The sequence below is a fragment of the Glutamicibacter sp. ZJUTW genome (assembly GCF_008370855.1).
GTDB lineage: Bacteria > Actinomycetota > Actinomycetes > Actinomycetales > Micrococcaceae > Glutamicibacter > Glutamicibacter nicotianae.
On record NZ_CP043624.1, the window covers coordinates 973,594 to 995,004 of the forward strand.

Annotated in this window: 20 protein-coding genes and 1 tRNA gene; 11 read left to right on the plus strand and 10 right to left on the minus strand. The window is 64.1% G+C overall.

The window, feature by feature from the left end; translation table 11 throughout:
* Positions 1-35 precede the first annotated feature (35 nt).
* The 4 genes from dusB to F0M17_RS04600 all read left to right on the plus strand — a co-directional run bounded on the left by dusB (position 36) and on the right by F0M17_RS04600 (position 4,618).
* Positions 36-1,238, plus strand: a complete 1,203-nt coding sequence (dusB, locus tag F0M17_RS04585; protein WP_073706707.1) for a tRNA dihydrouridine synthase DusB — start codon at positions 36-38, stop codon at positions 1,236-1,238.
* 77 nt (positions 1,239-1,315) lie between these two features.
* Positions 1,316-2,599 (plus strand): deoxyguanosinetriphosphate triphosphohydrolase, encoded by a 1,284-nt coding sequence (locus F0M17_RS04590; protein WP_149596538.1) that lies wholly within the window; start codon positions 1,316-1,318, stop codon positions 2,597-2,599.
* 9 nt (positions 2,600-2,608) lie between these two features.
* The gene (gene dnaG, locus F0M17_RS04595; protein ID WP_149596539.1) at positions 2,609-4,492 is read left to right on the plus strand and encodes a DNA primase; all 1,884 of its coding nucleotides are present in this window, start codon (positions 2,609-2,611) and stop codon (positions 4,490-4,492) included.
* Between the two features lie 53 nt (positions 4,493-4,545).
* A tRNA-Asn gene (locus F0M17_RS04600) sits at positions 4,546-4,618 on the plus strand.
* A 128-nt stretch (positions 4,619-4,746) separates the two neighbouring features.
* On the opposite strand, the gene F0M17_RS04605 is transcribed toward F0M17_RS04600, so the two are convergent.
* Positions 4,747-5,574, minus strand: coding sequence for a hypothetical protein (locus tag F0M17_RS04605; RefSeq protein ID WP_149596540.1), 828 nt, complete (start codon positions 5,572-5,574; stop codon positions 4,747-4,749).
* 229 nt (positions 5,575-5,803) lie between these two features.
* Between F0M17_RS04605 and F0M17_RS04610 the strand changes: the two genes are divergently transcribed.
* The 5 genes from F0M17_RS04610 to F0M17_RS04630 all read left to right on the plus strand — a co-directional run bounded on the left by F0M17_RS04610 (position 5,804) and on the right by F0M17_RS04630 (position 11,499).
* The gene (locus tag F0M17_RS04610) at positions 5,804-6,613 is read left to right on the plus strand and encodes a DUF4352 domain-containing protein (RefSeq protein ID WP_149596541.1); all 810 of its coding nucleotides are present in this window, start codon (positions 5,804-5,806) and stop codon (positions 6,611-6,613) included.
* Positions 6,614-6,918: 305 nt separating this feature from the next.
* A complete protein-coding gene (locus tag F0M17_RS04615; RefSeq protein WP_073706710.1) occupies positions 6,919-7,146 on the plus strand; it encodes a hypothetical protein in 228 nt (75 codons plus the stop codon).
* Positions 7,139-8,659: an ATP-binding protein gene (locus F0M17_RS04620; RefSeq protein WP_073706711.1), complete on the plus strand. Its 1,521-nt coding sequence runs from the start codon at positions 7,139-7,141 to the stop codon at positions 8,657-8,659. Before F0M17_RS04615 ends, F0M17_RS04620 begins: the two co-directional genes overlap by 8 nt.
* Positions 8,656-10,215, plus strand: a complete 1,560-nt coding sequence (locus F0M17_RS04625; protein ID WP_149596542.1) for an SLC13 family permease — start codon at positions 8,656-8,658, stop codon at positions 10,213-10,215. Before F0M17_RS04620 ends, F0M17_RS04625 begins: the two co-directional genes overlap by 4 nt.
* 57 nt (positions 10,216-10,272) lie before the next feature.
* Complete coding sequence (locus F0M17_RS04630) at positions 10,273-11,499, plus strand: glycerate kinase (RefSeq protein ID WP_149596543.1); 1,227 nt, start codon at positions 10,273-10,275, stop codon at positions 11,497-11,499.
* 9 nt (positions 11,500-11,508) lie between these two features.
* On the opposite strand, the gene F0M17_RS04635 is transcribed toward F0M17_RS04630, so the two are convergent.
* A complete protein-coding gene (locus tag F0M17_RS04635; RefSeq protein ID WP_038989752.1) occupies positions 11,509-11,883 on the minus strand; it encodes a PH domain-containing protein in 375 nt (124 codons plus the stop codon).
* Positions 11,884-12,019: 136 nt separating this feature from the next.
* Between F0M17_RS04635 and F0M17_RS04640 the strand changes: the two genes are divergently transcribed.
* Positions 12,020-12,667 (plus strand): DUF6308 family protein, encoded by a 648-nt coding sequence (locus F0M17_RS04640; protein ID WP_149596544.1) that lies wholly within the window; start codon positions 12,020-12,022, stop codon positions 12,665-12,667.
* Between the two features lie 104 nt (positions 12,668-12,771).
* Here F0M17_RS04640 and F0M17_RS04645 read toward each other — a convergent pair whose 3' ends face one another.
* The 3 genes from F0M17_RS04645 to F0M17_RS04660 all read right to left on the minus strand — a co-directional run bounded on the left by F0M17_RS04645 (position 12,772) and on the right by F0M17_RS04660 (position 14,933).
* Positions 12,772-13,209, minus strand: a complete 438-nt coding sequence (locus F0M17_RS04645; RefSeq protein ID WP_149596545.1) for a 6,7-dimethyl-8-ribityllumazine synthase — start codon at positions 13,207-13,209, stop codon at positions 12,772-12,774.
* Between the two features lie 355 nt (positions 13,210-13,564).
* Positions 13,565-14,587, minus strand: a complete 1,023-nt coding sequence (locus F0M17_RS04655) for an LLM class flavin-dependent oxidoreductase (protein ID WP_149596546.1) — start codon at positions 14,585-14,587, stop codon at positions 13,565-13,567.
* 52 nt (positions 14,588-14,639) lie between these two features.
* Positions 14,640-14,933, minus strand: a complete 294-nt coding sequence (locus tag F0M17_RS04660) for a helix-turn-helix domain-containing protein (RefSeq protein WP_058255293.1) — start codon at positions 14,931-14,933, stop codon at positions 14,640-14,642.
* A gap of 46 nt (positions 14,934-14,979) precedes the next feature.
* Between F0M17_RS04660 and map the strand changes: the two genes are divergently transcribed.
* The gene (gene map / locus F0M17_RS04665; RefSeq protein ID WP_149596547.1) at positions 14,980-15,753 is read left to right on the plus strand and encodes a type I methionyl aminopeptidase; all 774 of its coding nucleotides are present in this window, start codon (positions 14,980-14,982) and stop codon (positions 15,751-15,753) included.
* On the opposite strand, the gene bioD is transcribed toward map, so the two are convergent.
* From bioD to bioB, 5 genes are read right to left on the minus strand one after another with little or no spacing between them, the layout of a single operon-like run.
* On the minus strand, positions 15,734-16,471 hold the full coding sequence (gene bioD, locus F0M17_RS04670) for a dethiobiotin synthase (RefSeq protein WP_149596548.1): 738 nt from the start codon (positions 16,469-16,471) through the stop codon (positions 15,734-15,736). The two genes, map and bioD, sit on opposite strands and share 20 nt — an antisense overlap.
* On the minus strand, positions 16,468-17,646 hold the full coding sequence (locus F0M17_RS04675) for a cytochrome P450 (protein ID WP_149596549.1): 1,179 nt from the start codon (positions 17,644-17,646) through the stop codon (positions 16,468-16,470). The genes bioD and F0M17_RS04675 overlap by 4 nt, the downstream gene beginning before the upstream one ends.
* Positions 17,643-18,812, minus strand: coding sequence for an aminotransferase class I/II-fold pyridoxal phosphate-dependent enzyme (locus tag F0M17_RS04680; protein WP_149596550.1), 1,170 nt, complete (start codon positions 18,810-18,812; stop codon positions 17,643-17,645). The genes F0M17_RS04675 and F0M17_RS04680 overlap by 4 nt, the downstream gene beginning before the upstream one ends.
* Entirely contained in the window at positions 18,805-20,166 is a 1,362-nt protein-coding gene (bioA, locus tag F0M17_RS04685; RefSeq protein ID WP_149596551.1) for an adenosylmethionine--8-amino-7-oxononanoate transaminase, read from the minus strand. Before bioA ends, F0M17_RS04680 begins: the two co-directional genes overlap by 8 nt.
* Positions 20,163-21,401 (minus strand): biotin synthase BioB, encoded by a 1,239-nt coding sequence (gene bioB, locus F0M17_RS04690; protein WP_149597703.1) that lies wholly within the window; start codon positions 21,399-21,401, stop codon positions 20,163-20,165. The genes bioA and bioB overlap by 4 nt, the downstream gene beginning before the upstream one ends.
* Between the last annotated feature and the right edge of the window lie 10 nt (positions 21,402-21,411).

Here is a 21,411-nt window from a genome sequence, read left to right on the forward strand (position 1 = left end):
AGTTTGATCAAGATCTCAGTTCCCGATTTGCGTTCATGCGAGACAATGGATGGGTGACGACCCTGACTGATGCGCCCACCAACACTCCGACCCTCAAGCTGCCACCGCTGCAGCTGGGCAAGCTGACCATTGATACCCCGGTGGTCCTTGCTCCGATGGCCGGCGTGACCAACCGCGCCTTCCGGCGCCTGTGCCGCGAATACGGCGGCGGGCTGTACGTGACCGAAATGGTCACCGCCCGCGCGCTGGTGGAACGCAACCCCGAATCCTTGCGCATCATTTCGCACGACCCCGATGAAGAGATCCGCTCCATCCAGATCTACGGCGTGGATCCGGCAACCGTGCGTGCCGCCGTGCGCATGGTGGTTGACGAGAACCTGGCGGACCACGTCGATTTGAACTTCGGCTGCCCGGTGCCCAAGGTCACCCGCAAGGGCGGAGGCTCGGCGCTGCCCTGGAAGACCGACCTCTACACCTCGATCATTGAAGCAGCCACGTCCGAGGCCGCCAAGGGCGATATCCCGCTGACCGTGAAGATGCGCATCGGCATCGACAAGGACCACGTGACCTACCTGGAGTCCGCCAAGATCGCCCGCGACCACGGCGCCGCCGCAGTGACCCTGCATGCGCGCACCGCGGGCCAGTACTATGCCGGCCATTCGGACTGGTCGGCCATCGCCACCCTGCGCGAGGCCATGGACGACATGCCGGTGCTGGGCAACGGCGACATCTTCAGCGCCGAGGACGCCATCGAGATGGTGGAGCAGACCGGTGCCGCCGGCATCATGGTGGGCCGCGGCTGCCAGGGCCGCCCATGGATCTTCGGCGACCTGCAGGCTGCCTTCGAGGGCCGCGCGGACCGTTTCCGTCCCGGGGTGCGCAAGGTGGCTGACACCGTGTACCGCCACGGCGAGCTGCTCACCGAGTTCTTCGAGGATGAGGGCAAGGGCATGCGCGATATCCGCAAGCACATCGCCTGGTATTTCAAGGGCTACCCGGTCGGCGGCGAGATCCGCTCGCAGCTGGCCCAGGTGCCATCCCTGGCCCGCCTGCGCGAACTGCTGGACCAGCTGGATCTGGACCTGCCGTACCCGGGCGAGGGCGCTGAGGGCACCCGTGGCCGCGCCGGCCACCCGAAGAAAACCCACGTGCCCGACGGCTGGCTGGATAACCGCGTGATGAGCGACGCCCACCGCGAAATGATCAAGGCCGCCGAACTGGATATTTCCGGCGGCTAGGTCCCATTCGCTGGCCACGGCTACGCCACTAGTGGATAACTCCGAAATGCAGGCAATCACTCACTAGACTGGGAACCATGACTCAGATCCCCGGATATACCGAAGCCGACCAGCAACGGTGGGTGCCTGAACCAGCAAAGAAGTCGTACCGCACCGCGTTTGAGCGGGACCGTGCCCGCGTCCTGCATTCCTCTGCATTGCGCCGTTTGAGTGCCAAGACCCAGGTTGTGGCACCGAACCAGAATGACTTCGTACGCAATCGGCTGACGCACTCATTGGAAGTGGCCCAAGTGGGCCGCGAGCTCGGTGCAGCCCTGGGCTGCGATCCGGATGTCGTTGATACCGCCTGCTTGGCACACGATCTGGGCCATCCGCCCTTCGGCCACAATGGGGAAAAAGCCCTGGACAAGGTCGCCAAGGACATCGGCGGGTTTGAGGGTAACGCGCAGACGCTGCGCTTGCTGACCCGCCTGGAAACGAAGACCTTCAGGCACAATGGGCATTCGGCCGGGCTGAATCTCTCGCGCGCTTCGCTGGACGCGGCATGCAAGTACCCGTGGTTGAAGGCTGATGCCCCCGAAGTCAACGGCAAGAAGACCAAGAAGTTCGGCGTCTATGAAGATGACGCGACGATTTTCGCGTGGCTGCGCAATGTTCCGGAGGCCACCGCGGGAGCAGTCTGCATGGAAGGCCAGGTCATGGACCTGGCTGACGACATTTCCTACTCCGTGCATGATGTGGAAGACGCAATTGTCGGCGGCAAGCTGCAGCTGCGTTGGCTCAAGCAGGATATGCAGCGCGACCGTGCGCTGCAGGTGACCAAGGACTGGTACCTGCCGATGACCGACGAGGCCGATATCGATGCTGCGCTGCGCCGCCTGGAAGCCAGCGAGGAGTGGGTTGCCCACTTTGACGGCTCGCGGCGTTCCATGGCCGCGCTGAAGGACATGACCAGCCAGTTCATTGGCCGTTTCGCCGCCGCCGCCATGGATGCCACCCGTGCCCGCTACGGGGACGGCAATCTCACCCGCTACAACGCGAGCCTGATCGTGCCCGAGGAAACCGAGCATGAGATTGCCGTGATGAAGGGCATCGCCGCCAGCTACGTGATGACCTCCGAGGTGCGCCAGCCGCTCTATGAGGACCAGCGCACGCTGCTGGCCGAACTGGTTCAGCTGCTCTTCGAGACCGGCCGGGATAACCTGGAGCCGATCTTCGCAGCCGACTGGGAGGACGCCGCTGATGAGGCCGCGCAGCTGCGCGTGGTGATTGACCAGGTCGCCTCGCTCACCGACCTGTCGGCCACCGAGTGGCACTCGTATCTGGTCAAGGGCGAAGCCCCTGACGCAAAGTTGTTCTAGAAGGGAATCATGGCAGGGCTGATCAAGCGTGAAGATATCGACGAGGTGCGCAACCGCACCGACCTCCGCGAGGTTGTCGAATCCTACGTCACGCTCAAATCCGCGGGCATCGGCTCGTACAAGGGCCTGTGCCCTTTCCACGACGAACGCAGCCCGTCCTTCCATATCCGCCCGCAGCTGGGCACCTTCCATTGCTTCGGCTGCGGCGAGTCCGGCGATGTCATCGCCTTCATCCAGAAAATGGACCATTCCTCGTTCACCGAAACGGTGGAACTGCTCGCAGCCCGGATCAACTACGAGCTGCACTACGAGGACGGGGGACCGGGGCCGCGCCGCGAGGACTACGGCAAGCGCCAGCGCCTAGTCGACGCGCACAAGGTCGCCGAGGAATTCTTCCGCGCGCAGCTGGCCACCGATGAAGGCGCCGCGGGCCGCGAGTTCCTCGCTGGCCGCGGCTTCGACGCGGAAGTCGCAGCCCAATTCTCGGTAGGCTATGCGCCCAAGGGCTGGGATTCGCTGCTCAAGCACCTGCGTTCCAAGGGCTTCGTCGATGACGAGCTGAAGCTCACCGGCATGTTCTCCGAAGGCAACCGCGGCATCTACGACCGGTTCCGCGGACGGGTCATGTGGCCGATCCGCGACCTGTCGGGGGCAACCATCGGCTTCGGTGCGCGCAAGCTCTACGAGGACGACCAGGGGCCAAAGTACCTGAACACCCCGGAGACCCAGCTCTACAAGAAGTCCCAGGTGCTTTACGGCATCGACTTGGCCAAGAAGCAGATCTCCAAGAACCGGCAGATTGTCGTGGTGGAAGGCTACACCGACGTGATGGCCTGCCATCTGGCTGGCATCACCACCGCGGTGGCCACCTGCGGTACCGCGTTCGGCACCGACCACATCAAGATTGCCCGCCGCCTGCTGCAGGATGACGGCACCGGAGGCGAAGTGGTCTTCACCTTTGACGGCGACGCCGCGGGGCAGAAGGCCGCGCTGCGCGCGTTCGAAGAAGACCAGCGGTTCATCGCCCAGACCTATGTGTGCGTTGAGCCAACCGGTGCCGACCCCTGCGATCTGCGGTTGCACCGCGGGGATGAAGCGGTACGCGAGCTCATTGAGCTCAAGCGTCCGCTGTTCGAATTCGCCATCCGTGCCGAACTGAAGAAATTCAATCTGAACACCGTTGAAGGACGCGTCCAGGCCTTGCGCCAGACCGCCCCCATCGTTGCGCAGATTCGCGACTCCGCCATTCGTCCGGCGTATGCCCGTGAGCTGGCCGGTTGGCTGGGAATGAACAACGAAGACGTCAACCGCTCGGTCGGCGCCTCCATCAAGCGCGCCCGGTTGCCGAAAAACGCTGAATTGCAGGCACCGCGCCCGCAACCAGGCGAAGCCGAACCGGCCACCCCGGCCGCGCCGGCCTTCGAACGCCCTGATCACCGAGACCCGGTGATGCGCCTTGAACGGCAGGCACTGGAAGTTGTCATCCAGCAGCCGCAACGGCTGAAGGACGAGCAATGGCAGGCGTTCTACGAGGCCCGGTTCCTGGCCCCGGCCCACTCGGCTGTCCACGACGGGATCGTTGCCGCTTCCAGTGCAGGAGCTTCGGCGACCTCTTGGGTTGAAGTGATCCGCAACGAAGTCCCGGAGCAATTGCGCAGCTTCGTCTCGGAACTTGCCGTGACCAGCATTCCGGCATCGGATGAGCACAGCCTGAACCGCTACTGCGCCGACATCATCAATGGATTGATTGAGCTTCAAATCACACACCGCAAGGCCGAGCTCATCGGCCGGCTGCAGCGTGCGGAAATGGAACCTGAGGGTGAAGAATATGCGCAGATCAACCGGGAATTAATGGAACTGGAAATGCGCCGGAGGATCTTGCGCGGGACCTAGGATCCCGATTTTGCAATCACGGGATTCTTGGGTAAAGTTATATCTCGTTGCAATCCTCCATAGCTCAATTGGCAGAGCATTCGACTGTTAATCGAAGGGTTACTGGTTCAAGTCCAGTTGGAGGAGCTTACAGAAAAGTTCCGGCTCGCATCTGCGAGCCGGAACTTTTTATTTTCGCCTGAAAAGCCGGAATCCACGAGCCGTGCATCGGGGCCTCGGGCCGGGCATGCCGGTGCAATTTTTCCCAGTAGCAGTCAGTCCGCTGGGTTCCACAAGCGCCGGGATTCCAGATACCAGAAGTACGAGAACAACCCGATCTCGAACCATTCGACAATGAACAACGCTTCTTCGATGCCCAGCGCCAGCAGAATCGGCCAGGCAATCAGCCCAAGCAGCATTAGCACCAAGAGGATTGCATAGTGGGTCTTCTTGCCGCCGCTGGTATCCATCGAGCACAGTGGCCTATGATCCAGATGGCTTGCAATGGCGATGCCCATGGAGAATATCAGCAGGAACGCGGCGCCGGCATGCACTCCGGCGAACTGCCCGCCTTCGATGGTCCGCCATAACAGCAGAAGGACAAAGGCGATCAGGAGCAGGGTGCTGAGCAATCCCAGGATTTTGGTCAAGTTGCTCTGGAACAGCGCGCGGTGCGGAGCGTTGCTGGTCCGGATTCCCAGCCAGATGAACACCACGCTGACGACGAGTACCGCAATGACCGATACCTGCACGGAGAAGATCAGCCGCCGCTGCTCGCCGATTGGCAGGTCTGCCAGCGTTTCTCCCAGCCTGGTGGGGACCACTGCAACGAACATGGCGTAGAAGCCGGCTAAATTCAGGGCAAAATCTTCCAGCTCTTCTCCGGTATAGACCACCAGCAACACCCCGGTAGTCACCAGCATTGCGACGAAGAGGTCTCGTGCCGGTCCCAGGTAGTAGGAACTCAGCGAGTCTTCGATGCGCTGGTTGGCAATGCCATAGATGACAATCGCGACGACGAGGAGCAGGGGCACCACGAGCAGCATCAGGCGCACATAGCGCAGCGTGCTGCGGCCCGGAGAACGTTCAATGGAAGTGGCCATGACTGCATTCTGTAATTAATCGCCCGGGTTGTGCGAACGGCCCGCCAAGGGGACGAAAATTCTCGGCAGAATCGCAGGCAAAGAATTGCGGGAAGCTAAATTGTCGGTGCGCAATGACAAGCTCTTGAAGAGTCAACAAGGACTCCGAATCGGCTGGAGCAGTCATCCGCTTGAGCCGATCGCCGACTCGGTGCCAGCGTGGCGCCGTCTTCACTCGAAGGAAACTTTCATGTCTGTACAAAATCCGCTCGACCCGAACGTGGCGCCGCCGGCGCCCCAGGCCAGGACCACGGCTGGCAAGGGCCTGGGCATCGCGGCCCTGGTCGTGGGCATCGTTGCCTTGGCATTGTGCTGGGTGCCGATCGTCAACAACATCGCCGCGGTGCTCGGCTTCATTGCCCTGGTGCTCGGTGTCATCTCGCTCGTCGTCGCCTCCAAGCGCCGTGGCAGCAAGGGCTTGGGCATCGCATCGAGCATCATTGCCATCGTGGCCATCATCCTGGTCTTTGCCACCCAGGCAGCGTACGTGAAGGCGATCGATGAGGTTGCCAACGATATTGCCGACGCATCGGACGGCGAGGTGGCAGCCCCGGCGGAGGTCATCGAGCAGGCCGAAGATGAATCACAGGTACTGGCCTTGGGTGAGGCGGCTACCGTTGGCGAGTATTCGGTGAACGTCAGCGCAGTGAACCTGGACGCCGGAGCAGAGATCGCCAAGGCCAACGAGTTCAATGAGAAGGCCGAAGGCCAGTATGTGCTGGTTGACCTCTCCGTGGTCTACAACGGGGACGAAGAAGGTGATGCCTGGTTGGATCTGAATCCGGAACTCGTGGGATCGGATGCCAGCATTTACAGCACTTCCAGCGCGACCGCGGTCCCCGCGAAGCCGGGCATGGACCTGCCTACCTTGGCCAACGGCGGCAAGGGAAGCTACCAGGTAGTCTTCGACGTGCCGGCCGAGGCCGTGGAAGATGCGAAAATCCGCGTGAGCGAGACGATCTCGTTCTCCGATGAATCGGTGCTCTGGGCTACGAAGTAGCTCGCATTCGCAGAGGCTCCGCCATCCAATCAAGGATGGCGGAGCCTCTTTTCTTGTACCGCTTTTTCGCGCCGGCACCTCAAGAGCCTTCCATCCGCGGACCTCGTTGATTCCCTGCCTTCTTCAGTGGCCGAAGGCCAACCAGCAATTGTTACAGCACCAAGAACATGGATATCCGCGGGATTGAACAAATCTTCATGAAATTCTCCGCGACTCAGAGCCCGGGGAAAGCGCGAGATCACGGGGTTTTCGAACGCTCTCATTTAATTCTCATGGGCGAGCCATGATCTTCTAACAAGTCCCTAATGACCCCCTCACAAGGGTTTTTTAATGTTCAAAACATGATTCGTCGCATACTTCTCATCCTCGTCGTGCTGGCCGTGCCAGCGGGACTGGCAGGTGCCAGCCAGGCTCTTGCCGACAAGGCCAATCCGCCCATCCCGCATCATGAACCGATCGTTGTCCAGCTCTCTTTAGCCCCGGCGCCAAATGCTGCAAAATCGCAGGAGCAGGACGGCGGAAACCATGACTGACTCCCGGGAGAACCAAGGATCAACGGTTTCGGCGCGGCTGCGCATTGTCGGCTGGATCGTGCTGACTACTGCACTGGCGCTGCTGGCGGTCACAGTCTCGATGCGTTCGATCATGTCCGGCCAGGTTGCCGAGGCAGCCAACGTGGGCATCGCGCAGGAAATCGAGGAGTTCAGGACGTTCGCGGCCGAGGGGCTGGATCCGAAGACTGCCCGGCCATTTTCCTCCATGGGCGAATTGATGGAACGCTATCTGGCCCGCCAGCAGCCAATGGCCGGCGAAGCGATCATCGGCCAGGCCGACGGCCGGGTGCTCGCCGCAGGAACCGCCGCAAACCAGGCCGGGAGCTGGCTGGCTGAAGACCCGGCGCTCCTGGGACGGATTCTCAATGACGCGAAGACTTCTGGAATCCAGGAGAGCAACCATGGGACGGTCCGCTGGGCGAAAGCCGAGGCGAAGGACGCCTCAGGGGCCAATGGCGAAGGCCACCAGGCACACCTGGTTGTCGCGCACTTCATCGGCGGTGCTCAGGAAGAAGCCAACCGGCAGGCAACGATGCTCTTTGGCGTAGCAGCCGGGGGACTGGCCCTGACGGCGGGAATCGCCTGGCTGGCAGCCGGCCAGATCTTGCGCCCCATCCGCACCATGAGCGAAACCGCCGCATCGATTTCCGCCAAAGACCTCTCGGCCCGCGTTTTGGTGGAAGGACGAGACGACCTGGCGCAACTGGCCAGCACGCTGAACGCGATGCTCGACCGGGTTGAAGCCTCGCATCTGGCCCAACGCCACTTCATCTCCGAAGCCCGCGAGCACCTGGGCAGCCCGCAACGCCAGCTGGCCTCCGCCCTGCAGAAGCTGAATGAGGAAGATCTTCCGCGCAAGCAACGCAACGCCATCATCAGCACCGCGCACGACCATATTTCGCAAATGGGACAGACCCTTGCCGACCTGGACTTGCTGGCGCAAAGCTCCACCCCGAACTTCATCCAGCGGCAGATGATCTCCGTTGGCGAAGTCACGGCGGATGTCGCCGCGGCGGCTTCCCGTCCGGGAGCCTACCCGGACCGCCGATTCAGGATCGCCGAGTCCGCCAAGGCCCAGGCGTGGCTGGATCCGCTGCGCGTAGCCCAGGCCATGCACCAGCTGATCCAGAATGCGGTCGCGCATACCGAAGATGGCCAAAGCATCCGGATCGGTTCTGCCGCAGTCGATGGCATGGCCAGCTTCTGGGTTGCCAATGATGGACCGGCCTTGGACCCGGAAGAAGCCCGTGCCCTTCTGGAGAACTACCGCAGCGCACCGGGTACCGGCGAGCAGGGGTCCGGCATGGGTCTCGGACTGGCCGTGGTGAAAGCGGTTGCCGAAGCCCACGGCGGCACGGCCTGGGTGGAATCGGGACAGGGCAACGGGACCAGCTTCGGATTCTCCCTGCCGCTGGCCGACGCCGGCAATGGCAGCAGCTGCGAGGAAGACTTCGCCCAGTCCATGGCCAGCAGCCTCGGAGGCGAGGCATGAGCATCAAGCCAACCGCGCCCCACGCGGGATTCCGCTACACCGCCCAGCGGCCCATGGGCCAGAGTGCCGAACCGGGCAAGGCCGGCGCTGCACCAAGCCGATGGAGCAGGCAGAGCGCCGCGCGGGTCATCGCCGCGCTGCTCCTGCTGGCCTTCCTTGCCTGGTGCGCCTACGGAGCCTTCGGCCCGGCGGCCGGAACAGCGCAGGCACTGCCTGCGCAAGGAGCCCTGACCCTGGCGGTCTTCGCCGTGGCCATCTGGCTCTGGATCTTCTCGCCGGTCGGCGATACCTACATCGCCCTGGGTGCAGCCGTGGTACTGGTGCTCATGGGGGTGCTGCCCGAAGCCGAACTGTTCTCCTCGCTGGGCGAAGACACCATCTGGCTGCTGCTGGCCGCCTTCGTGATCGCGGCGGGGATTACCGCCACCGGACTGGCGACCCGTGCCGCAGCCTGGATTGCCGCGGGCGCGAACACCCCGCGGCAGCTGATCCACCTGACCACCGGGGTGCTGGTTGCCACCGCATTTGCGGTGCCCTCCACCTCCGGGCGCGCGGCCCTGGCCATTCCGGTGTTCATCGCCCTGGCCAAGGCCCTGGCGGATCGCCGCCGCGTCGTTTTGGCCCTGGCCCTGGTCTTCCCCTCGGTCATCCTGCTTTCGGCGGTGGCATCCTACCTGGGTGCGGGAGCGCACTTGATCACTAGCCAGATCCTCACGGCCTCAGGGCATGAAGGTTTCTCCTTCGCTGGCTGGCTGGTCTACGGCTTGCCGTTGGCTTTCGTTTCCTCTCATCTGTGCGCCGAACTGGTGCTGTGGATGTTCACCCGCGCTGAAGATCGTGCCCAGCCGCTGGCCGTGGGCATCGAACGGCTGCAGGAGCATTCGCCGGTGCCGCTGACCGGCCCGCTCACGGTAGGGCAATCCAGGGCAGCGCTACTGGTCGCGGCGGTGGTGGTGCTCTGGTGCACCGAGCCGCTGCATCAGCTCCATCCCGCCATCGTGGCCCTGCTCGGCTCGTTGCTGGTCGCCAGTCCGGGATACGGCTCGGTCGGCTTGGCCAAGGCCTTGAAGGCGGTGCCGTGGTCGATGCTGATCTTCATGGCAGCGACCTTGACCTTGGGCACCGCGCTCGCCGGAACCGGAGCCGCTGACTGGCTGGCCCGCCGGGTGCTTGGCCCGGTAGAGCAGCTCGGAGCTGCCGCCGCTTGGGTCTTCACCATTCTGGTGGTGGTGATCTCCGCCGCGGCGCATCTGGTCATCCAGTCCCGCTCAGCCCGCTCAGCGGTGCTGATCCCGCTGGTGGTGTCCCTCGCCCCGGGCGTCGGGGTCAATGCGGTGGCTATTGCCCTGGCATCCACCGCCGCGGCCGGTTTCTGCCACACCCTGACCAGCAGCGCGAAACCGGTGAACCTGTTCTCCGAGATCGAAAGCATCGAAACCTACCGGCCAGCAGACCTGCTGCGCCTGAGCGCGGTGCTCGGACCGCTCATGGTCCTGCTGGTCTTGGCCTTCGCCTTCTGGATCTGGCCGGCCATGGGACTGCCGCTGTTCCTCTGACTCACTTCAAAGCTTCATTTCCAACGCATCCATCCTCACTGAATAGGACAAAGAATCATGGCACACGCACTTCCACAACGCATCCTGGTCGCACCGTCGGGCTTCAAGGAATCCCTCGACGCCGCAGCCGTAGCGGCAGCCATCGGCGCCGGCGTCCGCCGGGCATTGCCCGGAGCGGCTGTCAAGGCCGTGCCCATCGCCGATGGCGGCGAAGGCACCGCTGAAACCCTGGCCTGCGCTACCGGCGGCCAGCTGGTGCCGGTAACGGTCACCGGTCCGGTCGGCCAGCAGGTCCAGTCGCACTACGCGATGCTCGGCGGCGAGGCGGAGGGAACTGCTGTCGTGGAAATGGCAGCCGCGGCAGGCCTGCGGCTGGTTCCCCGCGACCAGCGGGATCCGGGAACCACGACCAGTTACGGAGTGGGGGAGCTGATCGCGGCCGCGATCGATGCCGGGGCTTCGAAGATCCTGGTGGGCTGCGGCGACTCGGGCACCTCCGATGGCGGCATGGGCGCATTGCAGGCACTGGGAGCACAGATCCTCGATGCCAAGGGCCGTGAGGTCAAAGCCGGCGGCAATTACCTCGGCCGCGTGGACCGGCTCGATCTCTCCGGCCTGCACCCGGCATTGGCCGCCGGGACAGTGCAAATCACGATGGCGTTGAACCAGCACAATGTGCTGACCGGACCGCGCGGAGTGGCGCGCGTATTCGGACCGCAGAAGGGCGCCACCGAGGAACAGGTGGAAAGCATGTCGGCAGGCTTCGAACGCTGGGCCTCGATCCTGCGCCGCGATGCGCTGGAGTCCGCGCGCTCCACCGATTTCGCCTTGGCCCCGGGAACCGGTGCTTCGGGCGGACTGGGTGCCGGTCTGGCCGCGGTGGGAGCGGTGCTTCTGCCCCGCTTCGAGGCGATCCTGGACTCGGGTTTGGCCGGCATCGATCTGGACTCGATGCTGCGCGGAGCGGACCTGGTCATCACCGCAGAAGGCGCCATCGACTTCCAGACTCCCAAGGGCAAGGTGCCTGCCGAAGTCGCGCGGCGCGCCTCGCTGCATGGCGTGCCGGTAGTGGCCTTGGCAGGAACGCTGGGCCGCGGCTGCCGCGACGTGCACGATATCGGCATCGATGCCATTGCCTCGATCATGCCCATTCCCATGACACTGCAGGAAGCAGTGGATGACGGGGAACGGCTGCTCATCGAAGCGGCCGAGCGCTTCATGCGCACCATCATCCTGGGTGCCTCGATGGCCGCGGCACGGCTGAGCCCGCGCGAGGCTTGGTAAAAGGGTCCGCTACAAGACGTAGCCGGCGACCAGCTGCGACAGGGCACGGATATCCACCTTGCCCTTGAACTCCAAACGGACCTTGCCCAATGAGCTGAACCAGAGATCCAGTTCAGCATCCAGATCGAAGGTTCCAGCCGTTTCAACCGAGAACGACTGGACCTTCGAATACGGCAACGAGGTGTAGTCCCGCTTCTTGCCGGTCATGCCTTGCACATTGACGGCGATGAGCCGCTTATCGGTGAACACCACGTAGTCGCGGGCGCCCTTGAAGGCGGCCTGCAGCTCTTCGCCAGCAACCAGCATGGGCATGATTTCAGGAGCTACCTGCGACAGGTCCCAGGGACCCAATTTGAAGACGGAAGAATTATTGAAATCGATCATGCATCGAGCGTATCGAGTGCGGAGGACAAACTACGTGTCGCCTAATTTCTTAAATCAAGATTGACAGTCCAAAACGTCGGTATTCTCGGATATGTTGTAATGATCAGAGATTCAACCAAGGATGGGATCGGCATAAATGCAACTTCGATCAAAAGTCGACTTCGACTCTGCGGTAACCGATATACAGGACTATTTTGCGACCATGGAAAACGGCCGGCCAAAATATTCTGGATCCCGCTTTGAAACTCTTGGCGAAGATGTCGACATTGATCCAAATCAGATCACTGCGATCGACTTGGTGGCAGTCTCGATGCTGTCCGTGGACGTGCCAGCGCAGGCTTCCTTGGGAATCCTTGAAACACTAGCCGAGCAAATCAGTGAATTGCTGTCACAAATTCCGCAGGACTTGAAGTTTGAGAATCTGACGCCTGAGCAATTCGAGAAATATCTCGCCCCGGGATCGCCTGCAGATAAATTGTGGAAGATTCTGCGGCAGTATGATGATCCTTGGAACCTCGGCCAAACCACAGTGAGCAAAATTATGGCTCGTAAACGGCCAGATTTAATTCCGGTTTATGATTCGGTTGTCAAAGCAGTTGTCGGCATCAAGGGTAGCGGAGAACAGTGGAACGCTTGGTATTCCGCGTTCCACGACGGTTCGCCTGAAGCAGCCGAATTCGTCGGCATGCTCAGAGCGATCAGGCTTGCAGCAGGCCAACATCATTTGTCGCTATTGCGAGTTTTGGACATTGCCTTGTGGAAGCAAGGTAAGCGTGAAAAATGACCATTGTAGATCCGTGGCAGGTATAGCATTTCGAAACAACGCAGGTGTGCCGCCTTGGCCAGTGAAATCTTGGCCAAGGCGGAACTCCTGTTTTCGCGAATTCGCTAGAGTTCGATACCTGCCACTGCCCGCACTGCGCGGGCAGCTTCTGCACCCTTCTTCAGGAAATGCTCGAAATAGAAGGCCTGGTGCTCATCGTTCGAGTGGAAGTGGTGCGGGGTCAGACTGACCGAAAAGGTCGGCACGTCGGTGTCCAGCTGCACGCGCATCAGCCCGTCGACCACAGCCTGGGCCACGAAGTCGTGGCGGTAGATGCCACCGTCAACCACCAGGGCCGCGGCCACCACTGCATCGTACTTCCCGGTCTTCGCCAGGCGCATGGCCTGAAGCGGCATTTCGTAGGCACCGGGTACGGCAACGACGTTGATGGAGCATTCCTGCCCGGAAGCTTTCATCTCGGCCTTGAACCCGGCAAGCGCCTGGTCAACGATATCCGCGTGCCAGCTGGCCTTGATGAAGGCGACGTTCAATGGCTTGCTCATGTGTTACTCCCTGAATCTGCGTGAAATCTTCTTGTTCTCTTGATCCACACTAGTGGTGCAGGTCTCAACGAAATAACTGGGCAAGGAGTCGGCGTAACGATTCAGTCGGTTCGGCGTCAACCCAGTTGCGGGGCCACGTGCTTGAGCACCGATTCGATGACATGTGCGTTGTAATCGACGCCCGGCTGGTTTGGAACTGTCGCGGCGAACCTTGATACGCTCTAGCCGGTGCTTCGAATGCTATGCCATCTGGCTCTCCTGCACACAGAAAACCAGCCCGCGCCTTGCGGCAACGGGCTGATCATGATGTGGCTATGATGGCACGGTCAATCTAGGCGCACCATCCTTCGTTGTGCTACCGCCAACCTAATTGCGGAGCCACATGCTTGAGCACCGATTCGATGACGTGCGCGTTGTAATCGACGCCCAACTGGTTCGGAACGGTCAGCAGCAGCGTGTCGGCTGCGGCGATCGCTTCGTCCTCGGCCAGCTTCTTGGCCAGCTCATCGGGTTCGCCGGCGTAGGACTTGCCGAAGACCGCACGGGTCTTCGCATCGATGTTGCCCACCTGGTCGGAGCTGTAGCGGTCGCGGCCGAAGTACTGCCAGTCGCGCTCGTCGGTCAGCGCGAAAATGCTGCGGCTGACCGAAACCCGTGGCTCGCGGGCATGGCCGGCATCTTTCCAGGCCTGGCGGTAGAGCGCGATCTGCTCGGCCTGCTGGACGTGGAAAGGCTTGCCGGATTCATCGTCCTTCAGCGTGGAGCTTTGCAGGTTCATTCCCAGCTTCGCCGCCCATACTGCGGTGGCATTGGAGCCCGAACCCCACCAGATGCGCTCGCGCAAGGTGCTGGAGTGCGGTTCGATGCGCAGCAAGCCGGGAGGGTTGGGGAACATCGGCTTGGGGCTGGGTTCGACGAAGCCCTCGCCGGAGAGCACTTCGAGCAGCCGCTCGGCGTGGCGGCGGCCCATGTCGGCATCCGATTCGCCTTCGCGGGGCTCGAAGCCGAAATGCCGCCAACCGTCGATAACCTGCTCGGGCGAGCCGCGGCTGATGCCCAGCTGCAGCCGGCGATTGGAAATCAGGTCGGCTGAACCTGCATCCTCGGCCATGTACAACGGGTTCTCGTAGCGCATGTCGATCACGCCGGTGCCGATCTCAATGCGGCTGGTCCGTGCGCCGATGGCGGCGAGCAGCGGGAACGGGGAAGCGTATTGCTGCGCGAAGTGGTGCACGCGGAAGTAGGCGCCGTCCGCGCCGAGCTCCTCGGCTGCGACTGCCAGGTCGATGGCCTGCAGCAGTGCGTCAGATGCTGAGCGGGTGCCGGATTGCGGATGGTCGGTCCAGTGGCCGAAGGACAAAAAGCCGATGTTCTTCAAGTTTGGGGCAACAAGCGGCCGCATCCCGTTATTCCGCGGCGGACCAGCACGGCTAGCGGCGCAGCAGCCGCCTATCCGAAAGCCCTGCGGCCCTATCCGGCTCCGCGTCGTTCATGCTGGACCAGATGCTGTCCAGGGAAAGGTCCAGCACTGCTGCAATGGCGGCGATGGTTGAGAACGCGGGAGTGGCTACGCGTCCGGTCTCGATTTTCCGCAATGTTTCAGGGGAAAGCCCGGCCTCGAGCGCGATATCGAGGATGGTGCGTTCCCCGCGCGCCCGCCGAAGCAGTGCACCAAGGTTCTTTCCCTGCTCGATTTCGCGGGGAGTAAGCGGCAATCTGACCATGGAAAAATTATAGTACCGGTAAAGTTTGACCGGTATAATAATTGGAATGATTGAGATACTCACCCCCAGCGAACTGGACCGCGCCCGGGACACCGGACGCCTTGTTGGCACCATCCTGCAAACGCTCAAGAACCGGGTCAAGGTCGGCACCAACCTCCTGGAAATCGACACCTGGACCAAGGAACTGATCGAGGAAGCCGGCGCGGAATCCTGCTATGTCGATTACGCCCCCGCCTTCGGCAATGGTCCCTTCGGCCACTACATCTGCACCGGTGTCAACGACGCGGTGCTGCATGGCTTGCCGTACGACTATGCGCTCGCCGACGGCGACCTGCTGACCTTGGATTTGGCGGTGAAGCTGCGCGGCATCGCTTCGGACGCGGCCATCAGCTTCATTGTGGGAGAGAAGCAGCGGGCAGAAGATCTCAAGATGATCGCGGTAACCCAGCGCGCCTTGGCCGCAGGTATCGCAGCTGCGGTCCCGGGAGCCAAGATTGGCGATATTTCCTTCGCTATTGGCTCGGTGCTCACCGCCGAAGGTTATCCGGTGAACCTGGAATTCGGCGGCCACGGCATCGGCAGCACGATGCACCAGGACCCGCACGTGTCCAATGACGGCCGTGCAGGCCGGGGCTACACGCTGCGCCCGGGCCTGCTGCTCGCGCTTGAACCCTGGATCATGGAAGACACCAGCAAGCTGGTCACTGATAAGGATGGGTGGACTCTGCGCAGCTCCACCGGCTGCCGCACCGCGCATACCGAGCACACCATCGCGATCACGGATACCGGAGCCGAGATCCTCACCCTGCCAAAGAACTAGCAGGGTCCAGGGCAAGGCCCGGCCAGGCCAGTGTCGCGGCCGCTTCATGCAGGGCGGCGCGGCACCGGCTAGGATCGCGGACCAGGCCAGCTGGCAGCGCCCCGGCAAAATCCCAGCCATGGCCGGCGGCCATGTTCCGCAGATTCGCCAGATTTCGTTGATGCAGCGGCTCGGGGTGTTCCGGATAGCTGCCCAGCAGCAACGTGCCCCGGGTGAAACCGCGGGTACTGCAGGCCTCCAGGGTCAATGCCGTATGGTTCAGCGTTCCCAGATCCGGGCGGGCGGCCACGACGAGGCTGGCCCCCACGGCCTGCGCCAGATCGGCGATGGTTTCCCCGGCCGCTGTCAGCTCCACAAGCAAGCCGCCGGCCCCCTCGATGATCACCACATCATGCGTGGCATCGAGCTCGCCGACCTGCTGCACGTGCTGGGCCAAGGTGGGCAGCACAGCAGCCGGATCCAGCCCAGCGCACAGCGCTGCATCCACCGGTGCCATCGGGTGGCGCAGGCGCACCCCTTCGAAGGCCGAGAGCTGGCCGGGATTGCCCAGCCAGCGTGCCGCATCCTGGGCGTCCCCGGGTTCTGACTTGCCCAGGCCGGTCTGCGTCGGCTTGTAGATGGCGACGCTCTGCCCGTGGGACAGTGAGCGGGCGGCCAGCACCGCGGTGGCTACGGTCTTTCCGACCTCGGTATCGGTTCCGGTCATTGCATGGATCATCCCAGCATCCTCTCTGCAGGGTAGGTGATGGGCACTGCGGGTGGCGCCTGGAATGACAGCAGATGGCCGAAGGGCACGGGCGGCCCATCGGCGACGGCCAGCGGCAGGCAGCGTGCGGCTTCGGAGAGCACCAGCTCGGTTTCCATCCTGGCCAGGGAAGCGCCCAGGCACCGGTGGATCCCGTAGCCGAAAGCCAGTGAATCATCGCCGGCGGCGCCGAGCTCGCCACCGGCCAAGCGCAGCACCAGCTGCTCCCCGGTGGCGAATTCCAGGTCCCCGATCCGCGTGTCCTTGAGGGCAATACGCCGCCAAGTCGGCACCGAGGAGGCCCGGGCCAGCACCTCGCGCACCAGCCCCTGGGCCGCGGCCTCTTCCGTGCCCGCCTGCGCCAGGGCTTCCCAGCGATGATCATGCAACGCCGCATGCAACGCGGTCTGGATGAGCATCGAAGTGGTTTCCTGTCCGGCGATGCCCAGGAAATAAGCCAGCGAGCGGATCTGGGGTTCGGATACCCCGGCCCGGTGCAATGCGGCGTAGAGATTCCCATCGTCGCGTTGCACTGCTTGGTGCACCGATGCATCCAGCCAGCCGAAGTATTGCGCCGCGCTGCGGGCAAGCACCAGCTGCCGCTGCGCATCGGGCCAACCCCAGAACAGCTCCAGCGAGTCCCGGCTCCAGGCCTTGAGCGTCCCCAGCTCGGGCACCGGCACCCCGGTGAGCCGGGCCATGGCTTCCACCGGGATCACCGCTGCCAATTCGGTGGCCAGATCCGCCGATTCCCCCTTGCGCAGCCTGGGCTCGAGCTCCGCGCAGATCCCGCGCACCCGGTCCAGGATCGGCTCGCGCTGGGCACGGACCTTGGCGGGACTGAAGAATCCAGCGACAATCCGGCGCACTTCCAGATGCCCTGGGCCCGAAGCGCTGGCCAGCACCTCGGGAAGCGCGAAGCGCGCCCGGGCAAGGACCCGCAGCGCCGCAGGTTCCGGCTTCACCGCAGTGGACAGGGCATTGGCCGGCGAGAACTCATCGGGCCGCGCCAGGATGGCGCGGACGGTGTCCGGATCCTCGATGCTCCGGTAGCGCGCGTTGACAACGTCCGGGTAGGCCTCGGACAGCGGCCCGGCGAGCGGTGCCAGGTCCAAAGCGCTCGCCGTCGTGGCGAAAGGGCAGCTCATGAATCCTCCTGGATGATGGCGCGGGCTACCGCGTGGATGGCTACAGACAATTCCGGGTGCCCGTGGTGGGCATGGGCGGTGAGCCGGATGCGGGAGATGCCATCGGGCACGCTGGGCGGTCGGAAGCAGGCTACCGAGATGCCCTGGACGGCCAGCGTTTCGGCCGCCCGGGCTGCGGCGCCGGCACTGGGCATCTTCACCGAGAGCACGGCTCCGGCCCCGGCTTCCACGCGGCCGGCCAGGGCCGGGTGGGCTTGCAGCTGGTCGCGGATCAGCAGCGCATTCTCCGCCAGTGCGCCACGGCGTTGCGGCCCGGCCAAGCGCAAGGCCGCCAGCGCTCCGGCTGCCGCGGCAGGGGATAGCGCGGTATCGAAGATGAAGGTGCGGGCGGTGTTGACCAGATGATCGCGCAGTGCCGCCGCGCCAGGCCCGCCCATGAGCACCGCGCCGCCCTGCGACCCCAGGGCCTTGGACAAGGTCGCCGTGGAGACTACCCGCCCGTGGCCGGCCAGTCCGGCGGCCAGCACTGCAGAGCCTTGGCCGGTGGCGGCCAGCGAATGCGCTTCGTCCACCAGCAGCAAAGCGTCGAACTTGGCGCACAGTGCCGCCAGCCCGGGCAGCGGCGCGGCGTCGCCGAATACCGAATAGACGGATTCGACCACCAGCAGGACGCGGGGCTTGGGGCTTGGGGCGCTGCAGTTGGCTTCCAGCAGGCGGGTGAAATCAGCCAGGTCGTTATGCGCTGCGGTGGCGACTTCGGCACCCGAAAGACGGGCGCCGTCGATCAGGCTGGCGTGGGCATGCGCGTCGAGGATGAACAGGCTCCCCGGACCGCCGAGGGCGGCGAGCACCCCGAGGTTGGCGGTGTAGCCGCTGGAGAACACCAGGGCGGCTTGGCGCTGGGAGTAATCGCAGAGCCCGGCTTCCAGCTCGCGATGCACCGGCAGGGTTCCGGCGGCCACCCGGCTGGCCGAAGCTCCGGCGCCGTAATCCAGGGCGGCCTGAGCGGCGGCCTGCCGGACATCGCGGTGCCCGGACAACCCCAAATAGTCGTTGGAAGACAAGTCGAAGAGCCCCGCCGCGGACGAGTCCTTGCGTTGCAGCCCCCGCCGCTGGCGCACCGTGGCGCGCGTGGCCAGCCAGGAGTCCCAACCCGGCTCAGCCATGGACCTGCTCCACGGCGCCCACCACGCCGCGGCCCAGTTCCGCGAGCTGTTCGGCGGTGCTGATATACGGCGGCATCACGTAGACCAGGTTCCGGAAGGGACGGATCCAGACCCCGCGCTGGACGGCAGCTTCGGTTACCGCGGCCACCTGGACCGGGGAGGCGAGCGCAATGGCCCCCACCCCGCCCAGCACCCGCACTTCCTGCACCGAAGCCAGCTGTGCGGCCGGTGCCAAGTGGGTGCGCAACCCGGATTCCAAGGTGGCGAGCTGCTGCCGCCACGGAGCGCGCTCTGCCGAGGTGCCCGGTTCCCCGGCGAGCAGATCCAGCGAAGCGCAAGCCACCGCGCAGGCCAACGGGTTGCCCATGAACGTCGGGCCGTGCAGCAATGCCGCGCCCGCCGAGCCCCCGCTGCCGGACAGGGCCGAAGCGATCCGCGAAGAGCACAGCATCGCCGCCAGGGTCAGGTACCCGCCGGTCAGCGCCTTGCCCACGCACATGATGTCCGGTTCGATGCCGGCATGATGCACCGCGAACAGCTGCCCGGTGCGCCCGAAGCCGGTGGCGATTTCGTCGGCGATCAGCACCAGTCCGTGGCGGTCTGCCAGCTCGCGCAGGGTGCGCAGCACCGCAGGGGGATAGATGTGCATCCCGCCGGCTCCCTGCAGCACCGGCTCGAAGACGAGCCCGGCCAGCGTGGTGGCGTGGGCCGCGATCAGCTCGTGCGTTTCCTGTTCCCATTGCGCCAATTCGGCGACTGAATATTCCCAGCCGCCTGCGGCGTCGCGGCGCGCCGCAGGAGGCTTGGGAAGGAACAGCTCGCCGGAGGAGCGCGGGGCGAACGCGGCATGCATCCCGTCCACCGGATCGCAGATGCCCATGGTGGCGAAGGTGTCCCCGTGGTAGCCGCCGCGCAGCGCGGCAAAGCGGTGGCGTCCGGTGCGGCCCTTGGCCTCCTGGTATTGCAGGGCGAGCTTCAGCGCGACTTCGACGCTGATCGACCCGGAGTCGGCCAGGAACACGTGGCGCAAGCTCTCCGGGGCCAGCGCGACCAGGCGTTCGGCCAGTTCGATGGCCGGCTGGTGGGTCAGGCCGCCGAACATCACGTGGCTGAAGCGCTCCAGCTGGCCGCGGGCCGCGGCATCCAGAGCCGGGTGGCGATAGCCGTGCACCGTCGACCACCATGAGGACATCCCGTCGATGACCTCGCGCCGGTTTCCTGCGGCGTCTTCCAGGACCAGCTGGGCGCCGTGCGCCTCGCGCACCGCATAGTGCGCGCCGGCATCCAGGGAAGCATAGGGGTGCCAGAGCAGCCCGGCATCCCTCTCCAACAGCGTCGTTCCGGTGGCGATCATGCGTTAGGGCTCTGCGCGGTTCCGGCGCCGCGGCGGCGCAGCACCGGTTCGGCGCTTCCGTTGCCGCTGCCGCAACCGGGGGCAGAACTGCCGCAGGGCGAAGAATCAGCAGCGGAGCAGCAGGAACCTGCGCAGCCCGTGGAACCGGCATTGCCGGCATCCGATGGCTGGCGCGCTGCATGGCCGGCGGCTTCGCGCAGTTCCGCGGCCAGCTGCATCGGGTCCTTGCCCTGTTGCCCGAGCACGACGAACCCGGCGTCGGCAATCATTGCCAGGTCGGCTTTCGCATCCTGGCCTTCGCTGGTCAAGTAGTCGCCGAGGAACAGCGAATTGGCCACTTCCAGCGCGGTGGCCTGCAAGGAGCGCAGGTGCATCTCGCGACCGCCGGCCATCCGCAATTCCTTGTCCGGGCAGGCCATGCGCACCACGGCCAGGATCCGCAGGCAGGCCAGCGGTGTCAGGTTCCAGGTCCCTTCCAGCGGGGTGCCATCGAATGGCATCAGGAAGTTCACCGGAATGGAATCGGCATCCAGCGCGCGCAGTGCGAAGATCGCCTCGACGAGCTGCTCTGGGGTTTCGCCCAGGCCGACGATGAGCCCCGAGCAGGGGGAGAGGCCGGCGGCCTGGGACTGCTGGACGGTGGAGACACGCTCGTCAAAGCTGTGCGTGCTGCAGATTTCCGGGTAGAGGGATTCGGCAGTATTCAGATTGTGGTTGTAGGCATCGGCACCGGCCTCCTTGAGCCGCTGGGCCTGCCCCTGCTTCAGGATGCCCAGGCAGGCGCAGACCTCGACCTCGGGATGGTCTTCCTTCAGTGCGCCGATCATCGTGGCAACCCGGTCGACATCGCGGTCCGTGGGCCCCTTTCCGGAGGCCACCATGCAGACCCGCGAGGCGCCGCCGGCGATGCCCAGGCCGGCCTGGTGCACCGCTTCTTCGGGTTTGAGCCAGGTGTACTTCAGGATTTCCGCGGTGGAGCCCAAACGCTGCGAGCAATACGTGCAGTCCTCGGGGCACAGGCCGGACTTCAGGTTGACCAGGTAGTTGACTTTCACCGTGTTGCCGAAATGTTTGCGCCGAAGCAGTCCGGCCGCGTTGACCAGCCGTGTCGTGTCGGCGTCCGGCGTTGCCAGCAGGCCGAGGGCTTCTGCCTCCGTGAGCTGGTAGCCGTTGGCGATGCGGGCGGCCAGCTCGGTGAATTCTGCGGTGCCGATGCGTTGCGTGGAGATGCTCATGGGGTCCTTC